This is a genomic window from Enterobacter cloacae complex sp. P38RS, from assembly GCF_014930775.1.
Classification (GTDB): Bacteria; Pseudomonadota; Gammaproteobacteria; order Enterobacterales; family Enterobacteriaceae; genus Enterobacter; species Enterobacter bugandensis.
Genome location: NZ_JADBRS010000001.1, coordinates 626,844 through 649,622, shown reverse-complemented (window position 1 = coordinate 649,622; position 22,779 = coordinate 626,844). Strand labels below are relative to the sequence as shown.

General features: G+C 55.8%; 20 protein-coding genes. 14 read left to right on the top strand and 6 right to left on the bottom strand.

The genetic code is table 11. The annotated features are described in order from the left end of the window. The first annotated feature begins 83 nt into the window (after positions 1–83). On the top strand, positions 84–2,522 hold the full coding sequence (gene ynfE / locus IM303_RS03170) for a selenate/tellurate reductase subunit YnfE (protein ID WP_193359568.1): 2,439 nt from the start codon (positions 84–86) through the stop codon (positions 2,520–2,522). 92 nt (positions 2,523–2,614) lie between these two features. Beyond that, positions 2,615–3,229, top strand: a complete 615-nt coding sequence (dmsD, locus tag IM303_RS03165) for a Tat proofreading chaperone DmsD (RefSeq protein WP_028012998.1) — start codon at positions 2,615–2,617, stop codon at positions 3,227–3,229. Positions 3,230–3,264: 35 nt separating this feature from the next. Here the strand turns inward: dmsD and IM303_RS03160 are convergent, their stop codons facing one another. Both IM303_RS03160 and IM303_RS03155 read right to left on the bottom strand, forming a co-directional pair. Beyond that, on the bottom strand, positions 3,265–4,995 hold the full coding sequence (locus IM303_RS03160) for a SulP family inorganic anion transporter (protein WP_193359567.1): 1,731 nt from the start codon (positions 4,993–4,995) through the stop codon (positions 3,265–3,267). Positions 4,996–5,228: 233 nt separating this feature from the next. Further along, positions 5,229–6,065 (bottom strand): MipA/OmpV family protein, encoded by an 837-nt coding sequence (locus IM303_RS03155; RefSeq protein ID WP_193359566.1) that lies wholly within the window; start codon positions 6,063–6,065, stop codon positions 5,229–5,231. Positions 6,066–6,268: 203 nt separating this feature from the next. On the opposite strand from IM303_RS03155, the gene IM303_RS03150 reads away from it, so the two are divergent. From IM303_RS03150 to IM303_RS03140, 3 genes are all read left to right on the top strand, one after another. Then, on the top strand, positions 6,269–6,946 hold the full coding sequence (locus IM303_RS03150) for a response regulator (protein ID WP_028012995.1): 678 nt from the start codon (positions 6,269–6,271) through the stop codon (positions 6,944–6,946). Continuing rightward, positions 6,946–8,334: a HAMP domain-containing sensor histidine kinase gene (locus IM303_RS03145; protein WP_193359565.1), complete on the top strand. Its 1,389-nt coding sequence runs from the start codon at positions 6,946–6,948 to the stop codon at positions 8,332–8,334. Before IM303_RS03150 ends, IM303_RS03145 begins: the two co-directional genes overlap by 1 nt. A 137-nt stretch (positions 8,335–8,471) precedes the next feature. After that, positions 8,472–8,951: an Rrf2 family transcriptional regulator gene (locus tag IM303_RS03140; RefSeq protein ID WP_028012993.1), complete on the top strand. Its 480-nt coding sequence runs from the start codon at positions 8,472–8,474 to the stop codon at positions 8,949–8,951. A gap of 59 nt (positions 8,952–9,010) precedes the next feature. Here IM303_RS03140 and oqxB read toward each other — a convergent pair whose 3' ends face one another. Next, positions 9,011–12,163: a multidrug efflux RND transporter permease subunit OqxB gene (oqxB, locus tag IM303_RS03135; protein ID WP_028012992.1), complete on the bottom strand. Its 3,153-nt coding sequence runs from the start codon at positions 12,161–12,163 to the stop codon at positions 9,011–9,013. Between the two features lie 24 nt (positions 12,164–12,187). Continuing rightward, entirely contained in the window at positions 12,188–13,363 is a 1,176-nt protein-coding gene (locus tag IM303_RS03130; protein ID WP_045261449.1) for an efflux RND transporter periplasmic adaptor subunit, read from the bottom strand. Positions 13,364–13,696: 333 nt separating this feature from the next. Here IM303_RS03130 and IM303_RS03125 point away from each other — a divergent pair, with 333 nt between their 5' ends. Both IM303_RS03125 and IM303_RS03120 read left to right on the top strand, forming a co-directional pair. Next, positions 13,697–14,050, top strand: coding sequence for a helix-turn-helix domain-containing protein (locus IM303_RS03125; RefSeq protein ID WP_028012990.1), 354 nt, complete (start codon positions 13,697–13,699; stop codon positions 14,048–14,050). A gap of 69 nt (positions 14,051–14,119) precedes the next feature. Then, on the top strand, positions 14,120–14,410 hold the full coding sequence (locus IM303_RS03120; RefSeq protein ID WP_028012989.1) for a YebG family protein: 291 nt from the start codon (positions 14,120–14,122) through the stop codon (positions 14,408–14,410). A gap of 64 nt (positions 14,411–14,474) precedes the next feature. On the opposite strand, the gene catA is transcribed toward IM303_RS03120, so the two are convergent. Continuing rightward, entirely contained in the window at positions 14,475–15,140 is a 666-nt protein-coding gene (gene catA, locus IM303_RS03115; protein ID WP_048999444.1) for a type A chloramphenicol O-acetyltransferase, read from the bottom strand. A gap of 251 nt (positions 15,141–15,391) precedes the next feature. Between catA and IM303_RS03110 the strand changes: the two genes are divergently transcribed. The 7 genes from IM303_RS03110 to clcB all read left to right on the top strand — a co-directional run bounded on the left by IM303_RS03110 (position 15,392) and on the right by clcB (position 22,031). Beyond that, a complete protein-coding gene (locus tag IM303_RS03110; protein ID WP_028012987.1) occupies positions 15,392–16,015 on the top strand; it encodes a glutathione S-transferase family protein in 624 nt (207 codons plus the stop codon). Between the two features lie 155 nt (positions 16,016–16,170). Continuing rightward, positions 16,171–16,908 (top strand): YoaK family protein, encoded by a 738-nt coding sequence (locus tag IM303_RS03105; RefSeq protein WP_041912015.1) that lies wholly within the window; start codon positions 16,171–16,173, stop codon positions 16,906–16,908. 277 nt (positions 16,909–17,185) lie between these two features. Further along, positions 17,186–17,896 (top strand): osmoprotectant ABC transporter permease OsmY, encoded by a 711-nt coding sequence (gene osmY, locus IM303_RS03100; RefSeq protein ID WP_048999445.1) that lies wholly within the window; start codon positions 17,186–17,188, stop codon positions 17,894–17,896. Positions 17,897–17,914: 18 nt separating this feature from the next. Beyond that, positions 17,915–18,814, top strand: coding sequence for an osmoprotectant ABC transporter substrate-binding protein OsmX (gene osmX, locus IM303_RS03095; protein ID WP_041910236.1), 900 nt, complete (start codon positions 17,915–17,917; stop codon positions 18,812–18,814). An 8-nt stretch (positions 18,815–18,822) separates the two neighbouring features. Beyond that, a complete protein-coding gene (gene osmW, locus IM303_RS03090; RefSeq protein WP_028012983.1) occupies positions 18,823–19,470 on the top strand; it encodes an osmoprotectant ABC transporter permease OsmW in 648 nt (215 codons plus the stop codon). After that, positions 19,470–20,618 (top strand): osmoprotectant ABC transporter ATP-binding protein OsmV, encoded by a 1,149-nt coding sequence (osmV, locus tag IM303_RS03085; protein WP_048999446.1) that lies wholly within the window; start codon positions 19,470–19,472, stop codon positions 20,616–20,618. Before osmW ends, osmV begins: the two co-directional genes overlap by 1 nt. Positions 20,619–20,720: 102 nt before the next feature. After that, positions 20,721–22,031: a voltage-gated ClC-type chloride channel ClcB gene (gene clcB, locus IM303_RS03080; RefSeq protein WP_065420200.1), complete on the top strand. Its 1,311-nt coding sequence runs from the start codon at positions 20,721–20,723 to the stop codon at positions 22,029–22,031. Here the strand turns inward: clcB and bioD are convergent. Beyond that, positions 21,966–22,661 (bottom strand): dethiobiotin synthase, encoded by a 696-nt coding sequence (gene bioD, locus IM303_RS03075; RefSeq protein ID WP_028012980.1) that lies wholly within the window; start codon positions 22,659–22,661, stop codon positions 21,966–21,968. The genes clcB and bioD overlap by 66 nt on opposite strands. Between the last annotated feature and the right edge of the window lie 118 nt (positions 22,662–22,779).

Sequence of the window (22,779 nt, the reverse complement as noted above, 5' to 3'; positions counted from 1 at the left end):
CCAAATAAGTAACACTCACCCCATCATTAGCCCGGTTATCATTTCGGGAAAAATAATATGTAATCACAATGGTGGGGTGAGCCATGTCCGATATCGAACATCACGGCGGGATTAGCCGTCGAACACTCGTGAAATCTACGGCGATAGGTTCTCTGGCGCTTGCCGCTGGCGGAATTTCGTTGCCTTTTGGACTGAAAAGCGCCGCAGCCGCGGTACAAAATGCAATGAAACCGGCAGAAGATAAAGTGGTCTGGGGCGCTTGTTCGGTCAACTGCGGCAGTCGCTGTGCGCTGCGTCTGCACGTCCGCGATGACGAAGTGTACTGGGTCGAAACGGATAACACCGGTGAGGATATCTACGGCAATCACCAGGTCCGGGCCTGCCTGCGCGGGCGCTCCATTCGCCGCCGCATCAACCACCCTGACCGTCTGAACTACCCGATGAAACGCGTGGGTAAGCGGGGTGAAGGCAAGTTCGAGCGCATCAGCTGGGACGAAGCGCTGAACGTCATCACCACCAGCCTGAAAGACGTGGTCAGCAAGTACGGCAACGAAGCGGTGTATATTAATTACTCCTCCGGGATTGTCGGCGGCAATATCACCCGCTCCTCCCCTTACGCTTCGCTGGTGGCGCGCCTGATGAACTGCTACGGCGGTTTCCTGAGCCACTACGGCACCTACAGCACGGCGCAAATCGCCTGCGCGATGCCTTATACCTACGGCAGCAACGACGGTAACAGCACCTCGGATATCGAAAATACCAAACTGGTGGTGATGTTCGGCAATAACCCGGCGGAAACGCGCATGAGCGGCGGCGGGATTACTTACTATCTGGAGCAGGCCCGCGAGCGTTCTAACGCACGTATGATTGTCATCGACCCGCGCTACACCGATACGGCAGCCGGACGCGAAGACGAGTGGATCCCAATCCGTCCGGGTACCGATGCCGCCCTGGTGGCGGGGATTGCCTGGGTATTGATCGACGAAAACCTGGTTGACCAGCCGTTCCTGGACAAATACTGCGTTGGCTACGACGAAAAAACGCTGCCGGAAGGTGCCCCCGCTAACGGTCACTACAAAGCGTACATTCTCGGCCAGGGTGAGGACAACACGGCGAAAACGCCGGAGTGGGCCTCGCGCATCACCGGCATTCCTGCAGACCGCATCATTAAACTGGCCCGCGAGATTGGATCCGCGAAGCCGGCCTATATCTGCCAGGGCTGGGGACCACAGCGTCAGGCGAACGGTGAACTGACCTCCCGCGCCATCGCGATGCTGCCGATTCTGACCGGCAACGTGGGGATCAACGGCGGCAACAGCGGCGCCCGTGAGTCGACCTACACCATCACTATCGAACGTATGCCGCTGCCGGAAAACCCGGTCAAAACGCAAATTTCCTGCTTCAGCTGGACGGACGCCATCGCCCGTGGCCCGGAAATGACCGCTCTGCGCGACGGGGTACGCGGTAAAGATAAGCTGGACGTGCCAATTAAGTTCATCTGGAACTACGCGGGCAACACCATTATTAACCAGCACTCCGATATCAATAAAACCCACGATATTCTGCAGGACGAAAGCAAGTGCGAAACCATCGTGGTGATCGACAACTTTATGACCTCATCGGCGAAATACGCCGATATCCTGCTGCCAGATTTAATGACCGTCGAGCAGGAAGACATTATCCCTAACGATTACGCCGGGAACATGGGTTACCTGATTTTTCTCCAGCCCGTGACCGCGCCGAAGTTCGAGCGCAAGCCTATCTACTGGATCATGAGCGAAGTGGCGAAACGCCTCGGACCGGATATCCATCAGAAATTTACCGAAGGGCGAACGCAGGAAGAGTGGCTGCAGTATCTGTATGCCAAAATGCTCGCAAAAGATCCCACGCTGCCGTCCTATGACGAGCTGAAAAAAATGGGCATCTATAAGCGCAAAGATCCGAACGGACACTTTGTGGCCTATAAAAAATTCCGCGAGAACCCGGAAGCCAACCCGCTGAAAACGCCCTCAGGCAAGATTGAAATTTATTCCAGCAAGCTGGCGGATATTGCGGCGACCTGGGAGCTGGCAAAAGATGAGACCATCAGCCCGCTGCCCGTCTACACATCTACCTTTGACGGCTGGGATGCGCCCGAGCGCGCGCAGTTCCCGCTGCAGCTGTTTGGCTTCCATTTTAAAGCCCGCACCCACTCGAGCTACGGTAACGTCGACGTGCTGCAAGCGGCCTGCCGCCAGGAGGTCTGGCTGAATCCCGTTGATGCCGCGAAACGTGGCATTAAGAACGGCGATACGGTGCGCGTCTTTAATGATCGCGGTGAGGTGAGAATAGAAGCCAAAGTCACGCCGCGCATCATGCCAGGCGTAAGCGCCATGGGCCAGGGAGCCTGGCACGATGCCAATATGAATGGCGATCGTATCGACCACGGCTCGTGTATCAACACCCTGACCACGCACCGCCCGTCACCGCTGGCAAAAGGTAACCCGCAGCACACCAATCTGGTGCAGATTGAGAAGGTGTAAGGGGTGAATTCTATGACCCTGGTTTATGCTTTGGTCTGTATTAATGGTTAATCACGTCGCGCGGACATAACCGCGCGAACAAGGAAGGTTTAATGAAAGACGTCTCACACCGTGACTCGTTCGCGTTCAGCGCCCGCGTACTGGGCGCGCTGTTTTACTTCGCGCCTGACAGCGAGCAGACAGCCCCGCTGGTGCAGGCACTTACCGCTGGCGAATGGATAGAGGACTGGCCCCTGCCGCCGGAAACGCTGCTGCCCGTTGCCGAAACCTTTGCCTCATCTTCCGATGAGCCGCTGACGGATGCCTGGCAACGGCTGTTTATTGGTCCTTATGCCCTGCCCGCTCCGCCGTGGGGTTCCGTCTGGCTGGACCGTGAATCCGTGCTGTTTGGCGATTCGACCCTCGCGCTGCGCCAGTGGATGCGGGAAAACAATATCGCGTTTCAGATGCAGCAAAATGAACCGGAAGATCATTTCGGCACCCTGCTGCTGCTGGCGGCATGGCTGGCCGAGAATGGCCGCGAGTCGGAGTGCGATCGGCTTCTGGCGTGGCATCTGCTGCCGTGGAGCACCCGCTTTCTGTCGGTGTTTGTCGACAACGCCGGGCATCCGTTCTATATCGCGCTCGGCAGGCTTGCGCAGCTGACGCTGGCGGACTGGCGATCGGCGTTGGTTGTTCCGGTTGCGGAAAAGACGCTGTACCGCTAAGGGATATGGCTTGCTCGCGGGTGGCGAGCAAGCCTTTAACCAGGGTTTGGTTGTGCATCACCACCTGATTCACTCACACTTTCTTTGCTTTGAATGAACCGGAGTGCCAAATAGAGGTCTGGCGCCAGAATCATGTCATCATCATTCATCGTTGGCCGACTTTCTTTAAACCAACGTGTTAATTCCGTTTTCCTGCCCGCAAGGATTAACATAATCTGTCGGGCTTTCAGGTCACGCTTTAACTCATTAATGGTTGCCAGGACACTGATATCTGAATAGGTGAAGCAAGCCACGGCATCAATAACCACCCATTTAGGTTGTAATGCTGCACCATCAACCAGGTTCAATACCCGACGTTTAAAATAAGCCACATTAAAATAGGTCAACGGTGAGTTAAATCGATACATCAGCACGCCCGGGACCATTTTAATATCGGTTGTATTCCCTAATGAGTGGATCATTCCATTTTCGTCAGTCCCCAGTAAGTGCTCAGAGGGACGAAATACCGTACGCAGGAACTGTAACAGGCCAAGCAACACCGCAAGGCCGATCCCCTGAATTACACCGATGATTAAAACACAGCCAAACGTGAAAAAGGCCAGGCGAAATGCCTGTTTATTTCTTCGCCTCAGGTTCCATAACCCACGTAAATCAATTAATGACCACGATGCATACATTAGAACAATACCTAATGCAGATACCGGAATAAATTGTAATGGCTGCGTGAAAAATACCACCACTAAACCTATCAGTAAGGCTGCGACTATGGAAACCAGCTGACTTTTCCCCCCAACGGAATCATTAACCGCGGTCCGGGAATCGGCTCCACTGATGGCAAATCCCTGAGATAGCCCAGACATAATGTTCGCAATACCCAGTGCCCGGAACTCTGCATCAGCATTAATTTCATAGTCATTTTTCGCGGCGAAACTGCGGGCGGTCAGCATCAGACTGACAAAACTCACTAAAGCCAGGTTCAGCGCCGGGATCACTAATTCTCGCATCGGACCGGGCTGGAACGCCCCCCAGTTAACGACGGGTAAACCAGGCTGGAAGCCATCCCCCCCAATCGTGGCAATACCATACTGTTGCGCAGATATTCCCCATACCAGTATCGTTGTTATCACAATGGCAATCAGAGGTGCTGGCCAGTGGCTGCGATACGTTTTGATAACCATTAAAATAATTAACGTTAAAAGTGATATCCCTATTGTTAATACATGGCTATCTAAAAGTCGGCCTGGCAAGGCCAGTATTTTCTCAATAACCTGCGCTTCATCGAGCTTGATCCCTAAAACCTTGCCTAATTGCCCGACAATAATCGTCACGGCTACGCCATTAAGCAACCCTGTAAGAATGGGATGAGAAAGGAGATCGGCAAGTGCACCCAGGTGAAATTTACTGGCAAGCAGGCACCACCCGCCCATCATCAATGTCATGACGATCGTCAGTTGCCAGTGCAGTTCAGGATTGCCTGCAGAAAGAGGAAACACGACGGCTGCAATCACGGCGCAGGTCGTTGCATCAGGGCCAACAATAAGCTGACGTGAAGAACCAAACAGTGCATAAGTTATCATCGGTAAAACGCAGGAATAGAGCCCCACTATTGCCCCAACACCCGCCAATTCAGCATAAGCAATAGCAACGGGTAGCGCTACAGCCGCAACGGATAATCCAGCTTTAACATCATGTTTTAGCCAGCTTTTATCGTAGGCTAACAAATTTTGTAACCCTGGCATGTACTTTAACAATAATTTTCCGAGCACTTTATTCTCCGGACAGGGATGATAGCCACGTCATATTGGCACACTTCTCAGTGAGGTTATGGTTTCCAAATGCTCCGGAGTCAGGTCGATGCCTCTCAGTTTTTGATAAAGCGTCAGTCAACTCATTATTCTGACTGCTGTTAAACATCATTTAAAAACTACCGCCCCATCATCTTTCCGGGGCGGTTCAAATTCGTCGCTATTGTGCGCTCATATTTATAAGCAACCTGCAATCAGAAACTGTACGTCACCTTCAGGCTTCCCGTTGGCGACGTTTTACGTTGCACGATCGGGCTATCACCCGCATCCCCCGTCAGCTGCGTTACGCCCGCGGAGGTGAGAACGCTCCAGCGCGAGGTGAGCCTGTAGGTCCAGTCAAGGTTCATCGACCAGGCGTAAATCCCCGCTCCGGCGTCATGTCGGGCAAATCCCGATGCGGCGGACTGGGCAGCATTAACCCCGTAGTACGTTTGCATGTACTTGCCGGAACCCCAGCTGCCCGTCAGCCCCAGCGTCACCGCATTTTTCGACGATGTGTAGAGCGGGCTGGAAATTCCGAAATGCACCGCCTCACCGTTGTCTCTCTCAGAAACCGGGATCTCAGCCTGCAGCTGCAGATTGAGCCAGTCGGTCACCTTATACCCCAGCCCCGGCACCACGATAGCGGAACCTTTGATATCGCCCATCCCCCGCAGATAGTCGCTGCCGGAGCTGATCGAATCACTGCTCACGTCTTTATCTTTACGGCCTGTTCGGTAGCTCACTGCGGCGTTGTAATCCAGGTTGCCAATGTTGTTTCCGTAACCGATACCCCGCGTGGTGCTGATAAAGAAACCATTTGCCATGGAATAATCTACTACCTGAGCTGCCGAGACCCGGCTTTTATCCGAACCCGAGTAGCGTGGCGCGACCTCCACGCCTCCCCCCAGGGTTAAGACATTGCCCTGTTTCTGCTCTGCCGCCAGTACCGGGGTAGCCAGTAACGCCAGAATAACGCCCGGCACGATGTTTTTCAGTCTGCGGCTCGGAAGTAAATAGGGGAAAGTATGACGCAGTTCGATGTTACTCATTGAAGAAGTCCTTTGGATTCAAATGATTGCAATGCAAGCGGTTTACACGCCAGAGCACTCATTCTGAATACTCACCCTGAGGTTCTTATGAGCCGAAAATGAAGAAACGCTGAAGCGCGTGCGGGCGCTGTCAACCGGACGGATTTCCTGCTACCGTTTTTTTCTTAAGTTGTTCTTCATTCACTGTTGATACAGTTACCAATGTGAAAATCTTACTAATCGAAGACGACCTGGATCTCGGCAATGGCGTACGTATCGCCCTTTCAGATCAAGGATTTGATGTCATATGGGTTCGCCGTAAAGAGGATGCGCTGCATCAGCTTGAGGTCGGCGTGCCGGAACTTATTCTGCTCGACCTGGGGCTGCCCGACGGCGACGGCATGAGCCTGATGACGCGTTTGCGCCAGCAGCTTAAGGGGATCCCCGTCATTATCCTGACGGCGCGAGGCACCCTGCAGGATCGCCTGTGCGGGCTGGATGCTGGCGCAGACGACTATCTTGTCAAACCCTTCGTTCTCGCCGAACTGCTGGCGCGAGTCAGAGCCCTTGCGCGACGCAGCTACGGTTTTGAAAATGAAGCGATAGAAATCAGGAGCTTATCGCTTCATATCCCGACGCGTCGCGTAACGGTGAACGCGCGTCACGTTGAGTTGACGGCCAGTGAATATGCGCTGCTTGAAACGTTGATGCTGCGCGCTGACCGGGTGATCACGCGGCGGTTCCTGGAAGAGAGGATATTTGGCGCGAAGGAAAATCTCAGCAATGCGCTCGACGTGCATATGGGGAATTTGCGGCGAAAAATTGGTGACGGCTATGTACGAACGGTGCGGGGCGTCGGGTATGTCATTGATACCGTCGCTATCCAGAAGGTGACAGATTAATGCGAAATGTCTGGCACCAACTGAGGCGCCCAACGCTGGTACGGCGAATTATCATCGCCCAGATGCTGCTGCTTACCCTGCTGTGGTGTCTTTTTTTAACCTTTATTTTATTGGAAGACCTGCGTAGCCCTCCGATACTCACGGGAAGTAAGACTTACGAAACCATTTTTACTCTGGTTGATCTCAGTGACGAGCGCCCGCAGGATCGTAATGATGTCCTGGAAGCATTCAGCAAAGCGTTGCGGGAAGGCTATGGCGGCGGTGAAGATCCGGAGCTTTCGATTAACCTGATCGTTCGCAAAAACAACGAGGTTATTTTCTCTTCTGATGGTGCACCTACGGGGGTAAAAAACACCAGACTGGGCGAATTGCAGCGCGTTCAGAGTGAAGGCCACGCCTGGACGAGCCGCACGCTTAAATCCCCCCACTCCGACGTGGAGGTTACCCTTTTCACCCCTGCCGGAAGCTGGAACTTCTTTATCTACCTGAACTCGCGGGGCTACTACATTATGCCGCTGCTGGTATGTATTCCTTTTCTTCTGTTTCCTGCGTGGCTGTCAATCCGCATTGCGATGCGCCCCTGGAGCAAGGTGGTTAATGAGATCTCATTACGTTCGCCTGACGATCTCTCCCCTTTAAAGGCTGTTCCCGGGCATAAGGAACTCCGCCAGATGGTGGACGCGATAAATGATTTTCTTGCCAGAGTGCGGGAAAGCGCTGAACGCGAACGGGTTTTCATTGCGGACGCCGCGCACGAGCTGCGTACGCCGCTGGCCGCGATGCGCATCAACGTGGAGGCGCTGCAGTCCTGGGTGAGCAGCGAGAGCCAGCGGCAGCTGCTTGCAGGGATTGTGCGCAGCAATAGCCGGGCGGCCCGTCTTGTCAACCAGCTGCTGCTGATGATGCATAGTGAAGCGCGCATTGACACCGCGATGGAGCCCGTGCCGCTAACCTCGCTCATACAAGAGCGGATGGCTGCGCTGGAGCCGCTAGCGTCCGGGCGCAAGATTGAGCTGGAATTCTTCGCTGAGGATGAAATCTGGATCGCTGGCGTCAGGGAGCGTCTGATGTCGCTGATCGACAATCTCATTGAAAACGCCGTGAAGTACAGTCCTGAGGGCGGGCGGATTCAGGTGGAGGTACGCTCAGCAGATACATCAGCCCAGCTACGCGTCTCCGATCGGGGGCCGGGTATCCCGGTTGAATTGCGCGAGCGCGTATTCGACCGGTTTTTCCGCGATCCCAATCAGCTGCAAAGCGGGAGCGGACTGGGGCTTGCCATTGTCAAAGCCGTTGCACAGCAGCACGGCAGCAGCGTAAACCTGAGTACTTCCGCAGAAGGTGGCCTCCTGGTGACGGTTGACTTCCCGAACCGCACGTATAGCTAAACCAGAACAGGGTGTTTGATCGCAAATGCCGCAGATTGCTTCAAAAAAATTACCGTATTTGTTATATTGTTGTTTATTGCTTATTCACCTCTGCGGTGCCAAAAAGAACAAGATTCACCGCAACCCAGGAAAGAGAAATGTTAGATTACCGCTTCCCGACAGCTTTGCAGATGGTTCTCAGCGTAGCGATGGCGGAGCAACTAGGTGAACGTTCGACGAGTGCGATTCTGGCCTACGGCCTGGAAGCCAACCCGAGCTTTATCCGCAAATTGATGGTTCCACTCACGCGTGACGGCATTATCGTCTCAACGCTTGGCCGCAACGGCTCAATTCATCTTGGACGTCCGCCGGAAGAGATTACCCTGCGCGATATCTACCTTTCAGTTACCGAAGATAAAAAACTCTGGGCGTCGCGCCCGGACGTGCCGGCCCGCTGCGTGGTCAGCGCGAACGCCTGCTGGTACTTCAAATCTATTTCCGAAGAAGCAGAGCAGGCTTCGCTCGCGGTATTAGCGCGCCACACCGTGGCAAGCGCGCTGGACGAGGTCAAAAAAGCCGATACCAGCGGGTGCGATCCTTTACCTGAACTGATTGCCCAGTACAAAAAAGCCCAGTAATTTACGCAAAAAAAAACCGCCCTCATAGTGAGTGCGGTTTTTTGTTATCTGCGATATCCCTACGCAGGCAGAACCTCTCTTTCCACTTTGCCGCGCGTCACGAACTTACGCAGCGTCACGTAAAAGACCGGCGTCAGGAACAGACCAAACAGCGTCACGCCCAGCATCCCGGAGAAGACCGTAATCCCGGTGACGCCGCGCACTTCTGCGCCCGCGCCATGGCCGAGGATCAGCGGAATGGTCCCGGCGATAAAGGCGATGGATGTCATCACAATCGGACGTAAACGCAGGCGGCACGCTTCCAGCGCTGCTTCCATGATGCCTTTCCCCTGAATTTCCAGCTCGCGGGCAAACTCCACGATAAGAATCGCGTTTTTACAGGCCAGCCCCATCAGCACCACCAGCCCCACCTGCACGAAGACGTTGTTATCGCCCCCGGTCAGCCAGACGCCAAACAGCGCGGAAAGCATGGTCATCGGAACGATGAGGATCACCGCCAGCGGCAGCGTCCAGCTTTCATACAGCGCCGCCAGCACCAGGAACGCCAGCAGTACCGCGACCGGGAAGACGATCAGCGCCGTATTGCCCTGCGTGGCCTGCTGGAAGCTCAGATCCGTCCATTCAATGTTCATTCCGTTCGGCAGGATCTGCTTAGACATCGCGTCCAGCTGCGTCATCGCCTGCGCGGACGAGAGCACGCGCGGGTCGGCATCGCCAATCAGATCCGCCGCCGGGTAGCCATTGTAGCGGATCACCGGATCCGGTCCGTAGGTGGTCGTGATTTTCACCATACTGCCAATCGGCACCATTTCGCCCTGGCTATTCCGGGTGCGTAAATTCGCAATATCTTCCACGCTGTCGCGGAATTGCCCGTCTGCCTGCGCCATCACGCGCCAGGTGCGCCCGAACTGGTTGAAGTCGTTCACGTACGACGAGCCCAGATAGGTTTGCAGCGTACCGAACAGATCGGTCAGCGACACGCCCTGCGCTTTCGCCTTATCGCGGTCAACCTGCACGTCCAGCTGCGGAACGTTAGCCTGATAGGTTGAGATCGGGAAGTGCATTCCCGGCGTCTGCATAATCGCACCGGACATGGTGTTCACCGCGTTTTGCAGCGCGCCATAGCCCAGACCCGCGCGATCCTGAATATACAGCGAGTAGCCAGACCCCTGACCCAGCCCCAGAATCGGCGGCGGCAGAATGGAGAAACCAAAGCCCTGCTGGATTTGCGCGATTTTCGCGTTGATCTCCGCGTTAATTTCCGCCGCAGAGTGCTTGCGCTGGTCAAACGGCTTCAGGCCAAAAAACACCGTCCCGGTATTCGGCGTGTTGGTAAACTGCAGCGCGTTCAGCCCCGGGAAAGCCACCGCGTAGTCCACGCCTTCGGTATTCATGCCGATTTCGCTCATTTTGCGGATCACCGCGTCGGTGCGCGCCAGCGACGAGCCTTCCGGCATCTTCACGCCGCCAATCAGGTAGAGCTTATCCTGTGTCGGAATAAACCCGCCGGGTACCGCTTTAAACATGACGCCCGCGGCACACAGCAGCAGCAGATACACCACAAACACCGCGCCGCGTCGGCCAAGCGTTTTGCCCACCAGCCCCTGATAGCCGTTAGAGCTACGATGGAAAAAGCGGTTAAACGGACGGAAAATCCAGCCAAACAGGCGATCGATAAGCCGGGTCGGGAAGTCTTTCGGCGCGCCGTGCGGTTTTAACAGCAGCGCGGCCAGCGCCGGAGAGAGCGTTAGCGAGTTGATGGCGGAGATCACCGTGGAAATCGCTATCGTCACCGCAAACTGCTTGTAGAACTGACCGGTTACGCCGGAGAGGAACGCCATCGGCACGAACACCGCGCACAGCACCAGCGCAATCGCGATAATGGGCCCGGAAACTTCACGCATCGCCTGATGCGCCGCCGCAAGCGGCGCAAGCCCCTCTTCAATGTTTCGCTCGACGTTTTCCACCACCACGATGGCATCGTCCACCACGATACCAATCGCCAGCACCAGCCCGAATAAACTCAGGGTGTTAAGCGAAAAGCCCAGCAGATAGAGAATGCTGAACGTCCCCACCACCGACACCGGCACCGCGATCAGCGGAATGATCGACGCGCGCCAGGTTTGCAGGAACAGGATCACCACCAGTACAACCAGCACCACCGCTTCCAGCAGGGTTTGCACCACCGCACGGATGGAGTCGCGCACGAAAACCGTCGGATCGTAAGGTGCCGCCCACTTCATATCTTCCGGGAAACGGGTAGACAGCTCGTCCATTTTGGCGCGCACCGCGTTAGACAAATCGATGGCGTTCGCCCCCGGTGACTGGAAGATACCAATCCCGACCGCGTCTTTATTGTTAAGCTGGGAACGCAGCGCATAGCTGCCGGAACCCATTTCGATACGCGCCACGTCGCGCAGGCGGACGACCGAACCGTCCTCCGACGTTTTCAGGACAATGTTGCCAAACTCTTCTTCGGTATGCAGACGACCCTGGGCGTTAATGGAGATCAGGAAATCGCTCTCTTTCGGCAGCGGCTCGGCGCCAAGCTGGCCCGCGGAGACCTGCACGTTCTGCTCCTGCATTGCCGTGACCACGTCCGAGGCGGTCAGCCCGCGGGCCGCGACCTTGTTCGGATCCAGCCAGATGCGCATCGCGTATTCACCGGAGCCGAAAATCTGAATCTGGCCGACGCCGGGCAGACGCGCCAGCTCGTCCTTCACCTTCAGCGTGGCGTAGTTGCGCATGTACAGTGAATCGTACTTGCCGTTGGGCGAGAACAGATGAACCACCAGCGTCAGCGTTGGCGACTGCTTCTGCGTCGTGATGCCCAGGCGCCGCACGTCTTCCGGCAGACGCGCCTCAGCCTGCGCTACGCGGTTTTGCACCTGCACCTGCGCCTGATCCGGATCGGTACCCGGACGGAACGTGACGGTAGTAACCAGCACGCCGTCCGAGCCGGCAACGGATTTCATGTACATCATGTTCTCGACGCCGTTGATCGCCTCTTCCAGCGGCGTCGCCACGGTCTCGGCAATCACTTTCGGGTTGGCGCCCGGATACTCCGCGCGCACCTGCACGCTTGGCGGTACGACGTCAGGATATTCACTCACCGGCAGAAGCGGGATGGCGATTAATCCTGTGATAAAAATCAGAATCGACAGTACGGCAGCGAAAATCGGCCTGTCGATGAAAAAGCGGGAAAAGTCCATGGGAAGGATTCTCAGGTCAAGTGATCAGTTGAGGGCGGTGCTGGCGGTCATGGCGACGGTTTTCGCGTTCACCGGCATACCCGGCATGAACACTTTCTGTAGACCGTCAACGATGACCTTATCGCCAGGTTTCAGCCCCTGCTGCACGATGCGTAAACCGTCGGCCAGACGCCCCGGCGTAATATCGCGACGCTGCGCTTTACCCTCTTTATCCACGATATAGACATACTTGCGATCCTGGTCAGTCAGTACCGCTTTGTCGTCAATAAGCATGGCCTGGAATTCCGCGCTGCCCGGCAGGCGCACGCGGGCAAAGAGTCCCGGCGTGAACTGACGCTGCGCGTTATCCAGCAGCGCGCGCATGCGGATCGTACCGGTACTCGGCGTGAGCTGATTATCAAGGAAATCCACTTTACCCTGATGGGGGTAACCCTCCTCGCCGGCAAGGCCGATCTCAACCGGTAGCGCCGTATGGTGGCTGGACGCCCCCTGCCCGTTGCGGGCGAGATTTTGATAGTGAAGATAGGTTGACTCATCCACGTCAAAGTAGACGTAAACCGTCTTCTGCGAGACCAGGGTGGTGAGCACGCTGGCGCTGTCGCCCGCGGAGACCAGATTGCCGCTGGTGATTAACGCCCGGCTGGCGCGACCATCAATAGGAGCCGTCACTTTGGTGAAGTCGAGATTCAGTTGCGCGGCGTCTACCGCAGCCTGGGCTGCGCGAATATCGGCCTGCGCCTGAATGGCGGCCGAACGGCGCTGCTCCCACTCTTCACGGGATACCAGGTTGGTATTAATGAGTTTATCGGTACGGTTAGCCTCGCTTCGCGCCAGGCCGGCCTGCGTTTTGGCTCTCTCCAGCGTCGCCTGCGCCTGCTCCAGCGCGGCGCGATAGGTTCGGTCATCAATCGTGAACAGCACCTCACCCTTTTTCACCTCCTGGCCGTCGGTGAAATTCACTTTGTCGATGTAGCCAGAGACACGGGGACGAAGCTGCACGCTTTCCACGGCTTCAATCCGGCCGTTAAAGCTATCCCACTGGCTAATGGATTTCACAACCACGTCTGCAGCATTAACGGCGGGCGCGGGCGGCGCGGCGTTTTGCGCGACGCTGTCATCACATCCGACGAGCAGCACGGAGAGCATCATCGCTCCCAGCGCATTCAGATGATAGTTTCCCCAGGTTTTTTGCAGGCTCATTATTTTTATTCCGGTAATTGTAGCCGCCGGGCAAGACGCAGCGGGAGGTGCCGCGCCACTTCCTTTGTCCGGGCTGGCTTAAGGCCATTTGTGTCGTTCATCGCCACAAAACTGTAACAGTTTCGAATACACTATCGCGGCGATTGTAGGAATGCGCCTAACTAAGTGCAAGAATAATTGTTGCACTTTATGTGCTATTTGAGGCGGCGTTAAAAGGCCCGTTTCGGGCAAGGATTTAAATGCAACAATAAAACTTGCAATTATCGAGAAACCAGGCCACCTTAAAATGCAACAGATAAAGATACCTTTCTATCGCTGCGTGGGGGAAACCTGATGAACACTGGCGCATTTATGCATGATTTACTCGACTGGATTGATAACAACCTCGACAGTCGCCTGGACATTGAGACCGTCTCCAGGCGCTCCGGCTACTCGAAATGGCACCTCCAGCGCCTGTTTAAAGAGCACACGGGCTATCCCCTCGCCGGCTATATTCGCGCGCAAAAGCTGCAAAAATCGGTTGAGCGCTTAGCCCACAGCGATGAGCCCATCCTGAACGTGGCAATCGCGCTCGGGTTTGACTCTCAGCAATCGTTCAACCGCAGCTTTAAGCGCCAATTCGGTCAGGCACCTGGCGCATGGCGACGCAGTATCGGCGGCCGTGAAACGCAGCCGATGCACCAGTAGCTCACTTTTTACTGCAACATCATCCCGAAGCTGTTATACTGTATGTAAATACAGTATGAGAGGTGCGTGATGGCTGTTGAAATAAAATATGTTGTCGTAAGAAAAGGTGAAGAGAAAATGACATTTGCCAGTAAGAAAGAGGCTGACGCTCACGACAAGCTGCTCGATATGGCAGACGCGTTCACCGACTGGCTGTTGCAAAGCGGAATGCAGATGGATGAAACGCAGGCTGAAAATCTTGGTCTGTATCTCGCCGAGCAGAAAGAGACCGTGCAGCATATTCTGCGCACCAGCAAGCTCCCTGCTCTCGATGCTCCTGCGGCTGACAGTAAAAAAATCAGAGCGGTAAAAGCTGCCTGATTGCCACATCGTCACCGAGCCTGACGCCGCAAGCAGCATGCTGCTTGCGGCTTTTTTATTAACGTCACGCGCCGGATTGCGGCAAGGCATCAATCATCTCTTGTAATTCATTGTACAGTCTTGCCACATGGAAACCATCGCACACGGAATGATGAACCTGAACGGCAAGGGGCAATAATACTTTGCCATCTTGTTCATAGTATTTTCCAAGCGTAAACATAGGGGCAAAAAAGTTCTTCATGTGCGCAACGTTGACGTTAAAGCTGGTAAAACTCACCCAGGGAATACCCGATATGAAAAAGATATTTTCCCGGAATTCTTCTTTAGGCCAATAAGAAAAATTATTACCGTAGCGCGCAATGTCTTCAGCATAGGTCTTCTGGAAGTGCTGAATATTGCCATCATAATGGCTCCATAATGATGAAAAGGTCTCTGTTTCATTATGGAAAATGGTATAGTTTGGATGAATTTCGTTCCATATAATAAGCTCATTGTCCTTCATAGCCATACGGAACTCCGGATGACTGTTGACGATCTTAGAAATGAGAAAAATAATAGTCGGGTAAAATTTCCAGCCGACCGCTTTGATATGTTTTAACAGCGCAGTAATATCGATTAAAACCGTCTGGTTAAACGTCGACTGAGCGAACCCCTGAAAAATCTCAAAATGTTCCTTCCTTGCCCAACGAGATAAGTCAACGGACGTATATTCAGGGGTTATTTTTTCCATTTCTAAGCCTTTAATGAGCAAGCATATCTCTGATGTTAGCCTAAATTTTTTCCATGCATTAAGCAAGCAGGCGCCTCTGGAGAAAACGGCGCGGAATAACCGCCATTACGCCCCCTGAAGACGTAACGTTTCCGCTTAAAACGCGCTGACCTGCCCGTACAGAGCACTCCTCACTCAATATTATCCCTCCCTCTTCGCGCAAAGGGTGTATTGTTTTTAAATGATTAATCCCTCTGAAGAGAAACGGCGTTATGATTAACATCCTCGGTAAAACCACCTCCATCAACGTTCGTAAAGTGCTCTGGACCTGTGAAGAAGCGGGCATCCCTTACCTGCAGGAAGACTACGGCAGCGGTTTTGCCTCAACAGAAACGGATGACTTCCGCGCGCTGAACCCCAACGCCATGGTGCCGGTGCTGATGGATGACGATTTCGTGCTGTGGGAGTCCAACGCCATCTGCCGCTATCTGGTGCGCAAGGCCGGACGTCACGATCTGCTGCCTGCAGAGCCGCAGGCCTGCGCCAACGTTGAGCGCTGGATGGACTGGCAGGCAACTGAATTCAATAACGCCTGGCGCTATGTCTTCCCGGCGCTGGGACGAAAAAACCCAGACTTTAACGACCCTGCGCGCATTGCGGCGGGAATAAAAGAGTGGAACCACTGCATCACCATTCTGGAAAACCAGCTGCAGCGCACCGGGGCCTTTGCGGCGGGCGAGACGTTTACCCTTGCGGACGTGGTGCTTGGGCTGTCGGTGAATCGCTGGAAGATGACGCCGTTTGACAAGCCCGACGTGCCGGCGATTGAGGCCTGGTATGAGCGCCTCAACCAGCGCCCCGCGTTTTTGCGTCACGGCAATAACGGCATGATATAAATTATTTACGCCCCCACCTTGAGCAAGGATATTTTATTTAATTACTAAACCCTGAATGGCGTCAGAGGGAATAATAATTAAGCCATATCCTGGACAGCCCGTTGCACCGCTTTGCTAGCCTGACTATTCAGGCAAAGCTCAACCCGGAGGTATTCTTGCTGATTAGACTCAAGAAAGAACGAACGCATAAGGAGGATCGTCGGCTTGCCCTCTGGCTGGCGACCTCGGCAGGTTTGCTTAACGCCATCGCCCTTGGGGCATTTGGCTTTTTCCCCTCTCACATGACCGGCAATACCTCACAATTATCCAGCGAAGTCTCCTCCACCGATCTGAGCGATATGATTTTCTTTGGCTCGATTATTCTCTCTTTTGTCACCGGCGCCATCCTTGCCCGTCTTATTGTACTCTGGGGCATTATCCACAATATCAGGCTGGTTTTTTGCCAAATCCTTTTTGTCGAGGGGGTACTATTGACCGGCATCTCTCTCTACGAGATGTATTTCCACGCCCTCACGAGCAACCGCGAGATTATTATTTTTCTGTGCGGCCTGATGGGCATTCATAATTCAACCTCCACGCAGCTCTCCGGAGGGCGGGTGAGATCGACGCACATTACCGGCACGCTAACGGATGCAGGCATATCACTGGCCTCCGTGCTGGTGGCGATGCTTCGCAGGGATTACTCGAAGGATACCGCGGCACAAAAAAGTCAGCTGAAAACTCACTTAACCACCATTTTCTCGTTTATGAGCGGAGGGATTGCTGGGCTGCTGCTGTTCAGATGGATTGGGTTTAACGCCATGCTGGCGCTTGGGCTGCTGCTCGCGATTGTTGCCATTTTTTCTATCATTAGCATCTCAGTCCGCGTTCGCCGGGTTCGTGCCTCTATCTAAATAACGAACGACTCTCGGCGTAAGGGCGCCCTTTGATATGTGACACTGTCACTATCTAAAATTCGCTTTAGGACTATTCTGCCCGGCACGCAACCAGCCCTTACGCCATAAGGCTTTAATTAAGGTTGTCACTAATTTCATAGGGTTACTGATTTCCCCCCTTCGCTGGAACCCTTCCCAAACGCTTGCTATAGGTCAATTACCCCTGCCGAAACATGGCATAACAACAGGCAACCGGTGGTTGCTATAACGCATGCGCACAGGGAGACACACCGCAATGCACCCATTACTCAAACGCTCGCTGCTGTTTGTCGGCGCCATTCTCGTGGTCCTCGCCCTCCTCGTCTGGGGAGTCGGGCTTGAGACAATCAAGGCGCGCCAGGTTGACCTGGTCTACCTCGGGCAACAGCACATGATTCTGGTTTTCTCGTCGATGTTTTTTGCCCTGCTGGTGGGCATTCCGGCCGGTATTCTGCTGAGCCGTCCGGCCGCGCGGGGCGTCGCCGAATACGTGATGCAAATCTTTAATGTCGGTAACACCCTGCCGCCGCTGGCCGTGCTGGCGCTGGCAATGGTGGTGATTGGTATCGGCGATACGCCCGCCATCATCGCCCTGTTCCTCGCCTCGCTGCTGCCGATTGTGCGCAATACCTACGCCGGGCTGTGCTCGGTCCCGTCGTCGCTGCTGGAAGCGGCAAACGGGATTGGGATGACCAAATGGCAGCGCCTGTGCCAGGTTGAGCTGCCCAACGCCTGGCCGGTTATGCTCTCGGGGATCCGCATCGCCACCGCCATTAACGTCGGTACCGCGCCGCTGGCGTTTCTGATTGGCGCCAGCAGCTACGGCGAGCTGATTTTCCCGGGCATTTACCTGAACGATTTCCCAACCCTGATCCTCGGCGCGGCGGCCACCGCCCTGTTCGCCCTGATCCTCGACACCCTGCTGGCGGCGCTGGGTCGCGTGATGAGTCCCCATCTCGCTCGATAACAATAACAAGGAGCTTTTATGAGACTGATATCCAGCCTGGCGGCGCTGTGTGCCGCGGCGCTGTTCACCGGCCAGGCGATGGCGGCCCCGCTGATTCTGGCGACCAAGAGCTTTACCGAGCAGCACATTCTCTCGGCGATGACCGTACAGTACCTGCAAAAGAAAGGTTTCCAGGTTCAGCCAAAAACCAATATCGCCACGGTGATCTCCCGCAACGCGATGATCAACAAGCAGATTGATATGACCTGGGAGTACACCGGCACGTCGCTGATCATCTTCAACCACATCAACAAGCGCATGTCGCCGCAGGAGTCCTGGGAGACGGTGAAGCGCCTGGATGCGAAGCACGGTCTGGTGTGGCTCAAACCCGCCGACATGAACAACACCTACGCCTTCGCCATGCAGCGCAAGCGCGCCGAGGCGGAGCATATCAACACCATGTCGGAGATGGTGGCGAAAATTGAACAGGTTCGCAAAACCAACCCGGACAAAAACTGGCTGCTGGGCTTAGACCTTGAATTTGCCGGGCGCAGCGACGGCATGAAGCCACTGCAGGAGGCCTATAAGATGGATCTGGACCGTCCGCAAATCCGCCAGATGGACCCGGGTCTGGTCTATAACGCCGTGCGCGACGGCTTCGTCGACGCCGGGCTGGTTTACACCACCGACGGGCGCGTGAAGGGCTTTGATCTCAAAGTGCTGGAAGATGATAAAGGCTTCTTCCCGAGCTACGCGGTCACCCCGGTGGTGCGCAAGGACACCCTGGAGGCCAATCCCGGTCTGGAAGAGGCGCTCAATACCCTCTCGGCCCAGCTCAACAATGACGTTATCACCGAGCTGAACAAGAAGGTGGATATTGACCATCAGTCACCGCAGCAGGTCGCCCGCGATTTCCTGCGTAGCAAACAGCTGCTGTAGGAGGCGCTATGGATACCGTTCACTACATTCTTGACAACTGGGACTATCTGTTAACCCTCACGCTGCAGCATCTGTGGCTGGTGGCGCTGGCCGTGGGCTTAGCGATTATCATCGGCGTCCCGCTGGGTATTTTGATTGTGCGCCACAAGTGGCTGGCGACGCCGGTGCTGGGGATTGCCACCATCGTGTTGACCATCCCGTCCATTGCCCTGTTTGGCCTGATGATCCCGCTGTTTTCGCTGATCGGTCAGGGGATTGGCGCCCTGCCCGCAATCACGGCGGTGTTTCTCTACTCGCTGCTGCCGATCGTGCGTAACACCCACACGGCGCTCGACAGCCTGCCGCCGGGCCTGCGCGAAGCCGGACGCGGCATCGGTATGACGTTCTGGCAGCGTCTGCGCTGGGTGGAAATTCCGATGGCGCTGCCGGTGATTTTCGGCGGGATCCGCACCGCCGTGGTGATGAACATCGGCGTGATGGCGATTGCCGCCGTGATTGGCGCGGGCGGACTTGGCCTGCTGCTGCTTAACGGCATCGGCGGAAGCGATATTCGTATGTTGATTGCGGGCGCGCTGATGATCTGTCTTTTAGCGATTGTGCTCGACTGGCTGCTGCACCGTCTGCAGGTGGTTCTGACTCCAAAGGGGATTCGATAATGATAAAACTGGAAAACCTCACCAAACAATTTTCACAGAAGCACGGCCAGATCTTTAAGGCCGTCGATAACGTCAACCTGAACGTGCCAGAAGGGGAAATGTGCGTCCTGCTCGGCCCGTCTGGCTGCGGAAAGACCACCACCCTGAAGATGATTAACCGCCTCATCACCCCAAGCAGCGGAAACATCCTGATTAACGGCGAGGACACCAACGGGATGGACACCGTCACCCTGCGCCGCAACATCGGCTACGTGATCCAGCAGATTGGCCTGTTCCCGAACATGACCATTGAAGAGAACATCACCGTCGTGCCGCGCATGCTGGGCTGGGATAAAGCGCGCTGCAAAGCCCGCGCTGAAGAGTTGATGGATATGGTGGCAATGGATCCGCACAACTTCCTCCACCGTTATCCGCGCGAGATGTCCGGCGGCCAGCAGCAGCGTATTGGCGTTATTCGCGCCCTGGCGGCGGATCCTCCGGTACTGCTGATGGATGAACCCTTCGGCGCGGTGGACCCGATCAACCGTGAGGTGATCCAGAATCAGTTCCTGGAGATGCAGCGCAAGCTGAAAAAAACCGTCATGCTGGTCAGCCACGATATCGACGAAGCCCTTAAGCTCGGGGACCGCATCGCGGTCTTCCGTCAGGGAAAAATCGTCCAGTGTGCCAGCCCGGACGAACTGCTGGCGAAACCGGCGAACGAATTTGTCGGCTCGTTTGTCGGTCAGGACCGCACGCTGAAGCGCCTTCTGCTGGTCTCCGCCGGCGACGTCACCGACCAGCAGCCTACTATTACGGTGCGAGGCTCTACCCCGCTTACTGACGCGTTTGCCACCATGGACGATAATGATATTCGCGCGATTACCGTGGTTGACGAGCACGGCAAGCCGCTGGGCTTTGTGAAGCGTCGCGAAGCGCGTAACGCCAGCGGGACCTGCGCCGACATCCTGCATCCGTTCCGCATGACCGGCAAAGCCGAAGACAACCTGCGCGTGGTGCTATCACGCCTGTATGAGAGCAACACCAGTTGGATGCCGATCGTGGATGAGGACGGGCGCTACAACGGCGAGATTTCGCAGGATTATATTGCCGAGTATCTGAGTTCAGGGCGTACGCGCCGGGCGCTGAATATTCATAGCGAGAGCTAATTTTTCCGGCCGGGCATCGCCCGGCTTTTTCGCACGCATACCTTTTGCTAACCTCACGATTTCCCGCCACAATATTGTATCGTCCCCGTTTAATCGCGACCCATGCAACGTCTTCATACGTACCCCGACATCCGCGCAATGTTTCGCCGACTCCTGATTGCCACCGTCACCGGCGTGCTGGCCGCGCTGGCCGTTGCGGTGTTCCGCCACAGCATGTACCTGCTGGAGTGGCTGCTTCTGAGCAATGACAGCGGCAGCCTGGTGAATGCCGCCGCGTCGCTCTCCCCCTGGAGGCGCGCGCTGACACCCGCGTTGGGCGGGCTGGCTGCCGGGCTGTTGCTCTGGGGATGGCAGCGCCTGAACGCCCAGCGTCCCCACGCGCCGACCGATTATATGGAAGCGCTGGAGACCGGCGACGGTCAGTTTGACTACGGCGCGAGCCTCGTTAAATCTCTTGCTTCGCTGCTGGTCGTTGCCAGCGGAAGCGCCATCGGCCGCGAAGGGGCCATGATCCTGCTTGCCGCCCTCGCCGCCTCCTTTTTTGCCCGGCGCTTTACGCCCAAATCGGAATGGAAGCTTTGGATCGCCTGTGGCGCCGCCGCCGGGATGGCCAGCGCCTACCATGCTCCGTTAGCGGGAAGCCTGTTCATTGCAGAGATTCTGTTTGGCACGCTGATGCTGGCCTCGCTCGGCCCCGTGGTGATTGCGGCGGTGGTGGCGCTTCTTACGACGCAACTCCTGGCACCGAATGCCGGTACGCTCTACGAGGTCCATCTGAGCGGCATTCTCACCGCGGCAGATTATGCCCTGCTGGTCGCGATGGGGCTGCTGGCAGGTCTCTGCGGACCGCTGCTGATGTGGCTAATGGCGTTCAGCCACGGGCTTTTCCTGCGTCTCAGGCTTTCGCCGCCGTGGCAGCTGGCGCTCGGCGGCTTGATTGTCGGGCTGCTTTCTCTTTTGACGCCGAAGGTTTGGGGGAACGGCTACAGCGTGGTTCAGGCTTTTCTGCTCGCCCCGCCGCTGCTGTCGGTAATTGCCGGCGTGTTCATCTGTAAATTGCTGGCGGTGCTGGCAAGCAGCGGTTCGGGTGCGCCGGGCGGGGTATTTACGCCTACCCTGTTTGTCGGTATGGCTACGGGGATGCTGTTCGCGCAGCTTTTCGCGCTGTGGCTGCCGGGTTCTGAGACGGCCATGTTGCTGGGGCTGGCCGGGATGGCAACGCTGCTCGCTGCGACCACGCATGCGCCGATTATGTCGGCGCTGATGGTCTGTGAAATGACCGGGCAGTATTTTTTACTGCCCGGTTTACTGGTCGCCTGCGTGATAGCGTCCGTACTGTCGCGGACGTTACGCCACGACTCGATCTACGGTCAACACGCCACCGAGGGCAGAGAGATCGATGTACTGCGCTAGCTCGCGCTGCTCGGCGCGAGGCAGATAAGGCAGCTCCCCCACCAGCGGGCCAGGCAGTTTGGTGCTCAGTACGTCGATGATCTCCGCGTAGTGCGCGAGGCCTGGATTAATACGGTTTGCCACCCAGCCAGCCAGCGGCAGGCCGTCATTGGCAATCGCCTGCGCCGTCAGCAGCGCGTGGTTGATACACCCTTCCTGGATCCCCACTACCATCACTACCGGCAGCTGCTCCTGCACGACCCATTCAGACAGCGGGCGTAAATCATTCATCAGGCTGCGCCAGCCGCCCGTTCCTTCGACGACTACGTGATCGACCTGCTCACTCAGGTTCGCCAGCCCGTCGGATAACAGGGAATAATTGATCGGGCCGCTGTGCGCCACGCTGCTTTCATCTTCGCTTAACGCAATAGGATTGACCGCGTGGTAAGGCAGTTCCAGCGACGAGACGCTTTGCAGCACCAGGGCGTCTTTATTTCGCAATCCCTCTGGCGTCTCTTTACTCCCTTTTGCGACCGGTTTGTACCCAGCGACGCGTTTACCGCTTGCTGTCAGAGCCTGCAGCAATGCGCGGGATACAACGGTCTTGCCGACAGAGGTATCTGTACCAGTAACAAAGAAACGCTTAAGCATGACTCACTCCACCTCTTGGGTATGCTTCGAAAATATCAACCAGGTAAATAATTCAGTGGAGGAAGTCTACGGGATGCGTGCGCTACCCGGCTTGAGATAGCGCAATTTTTCTTACATC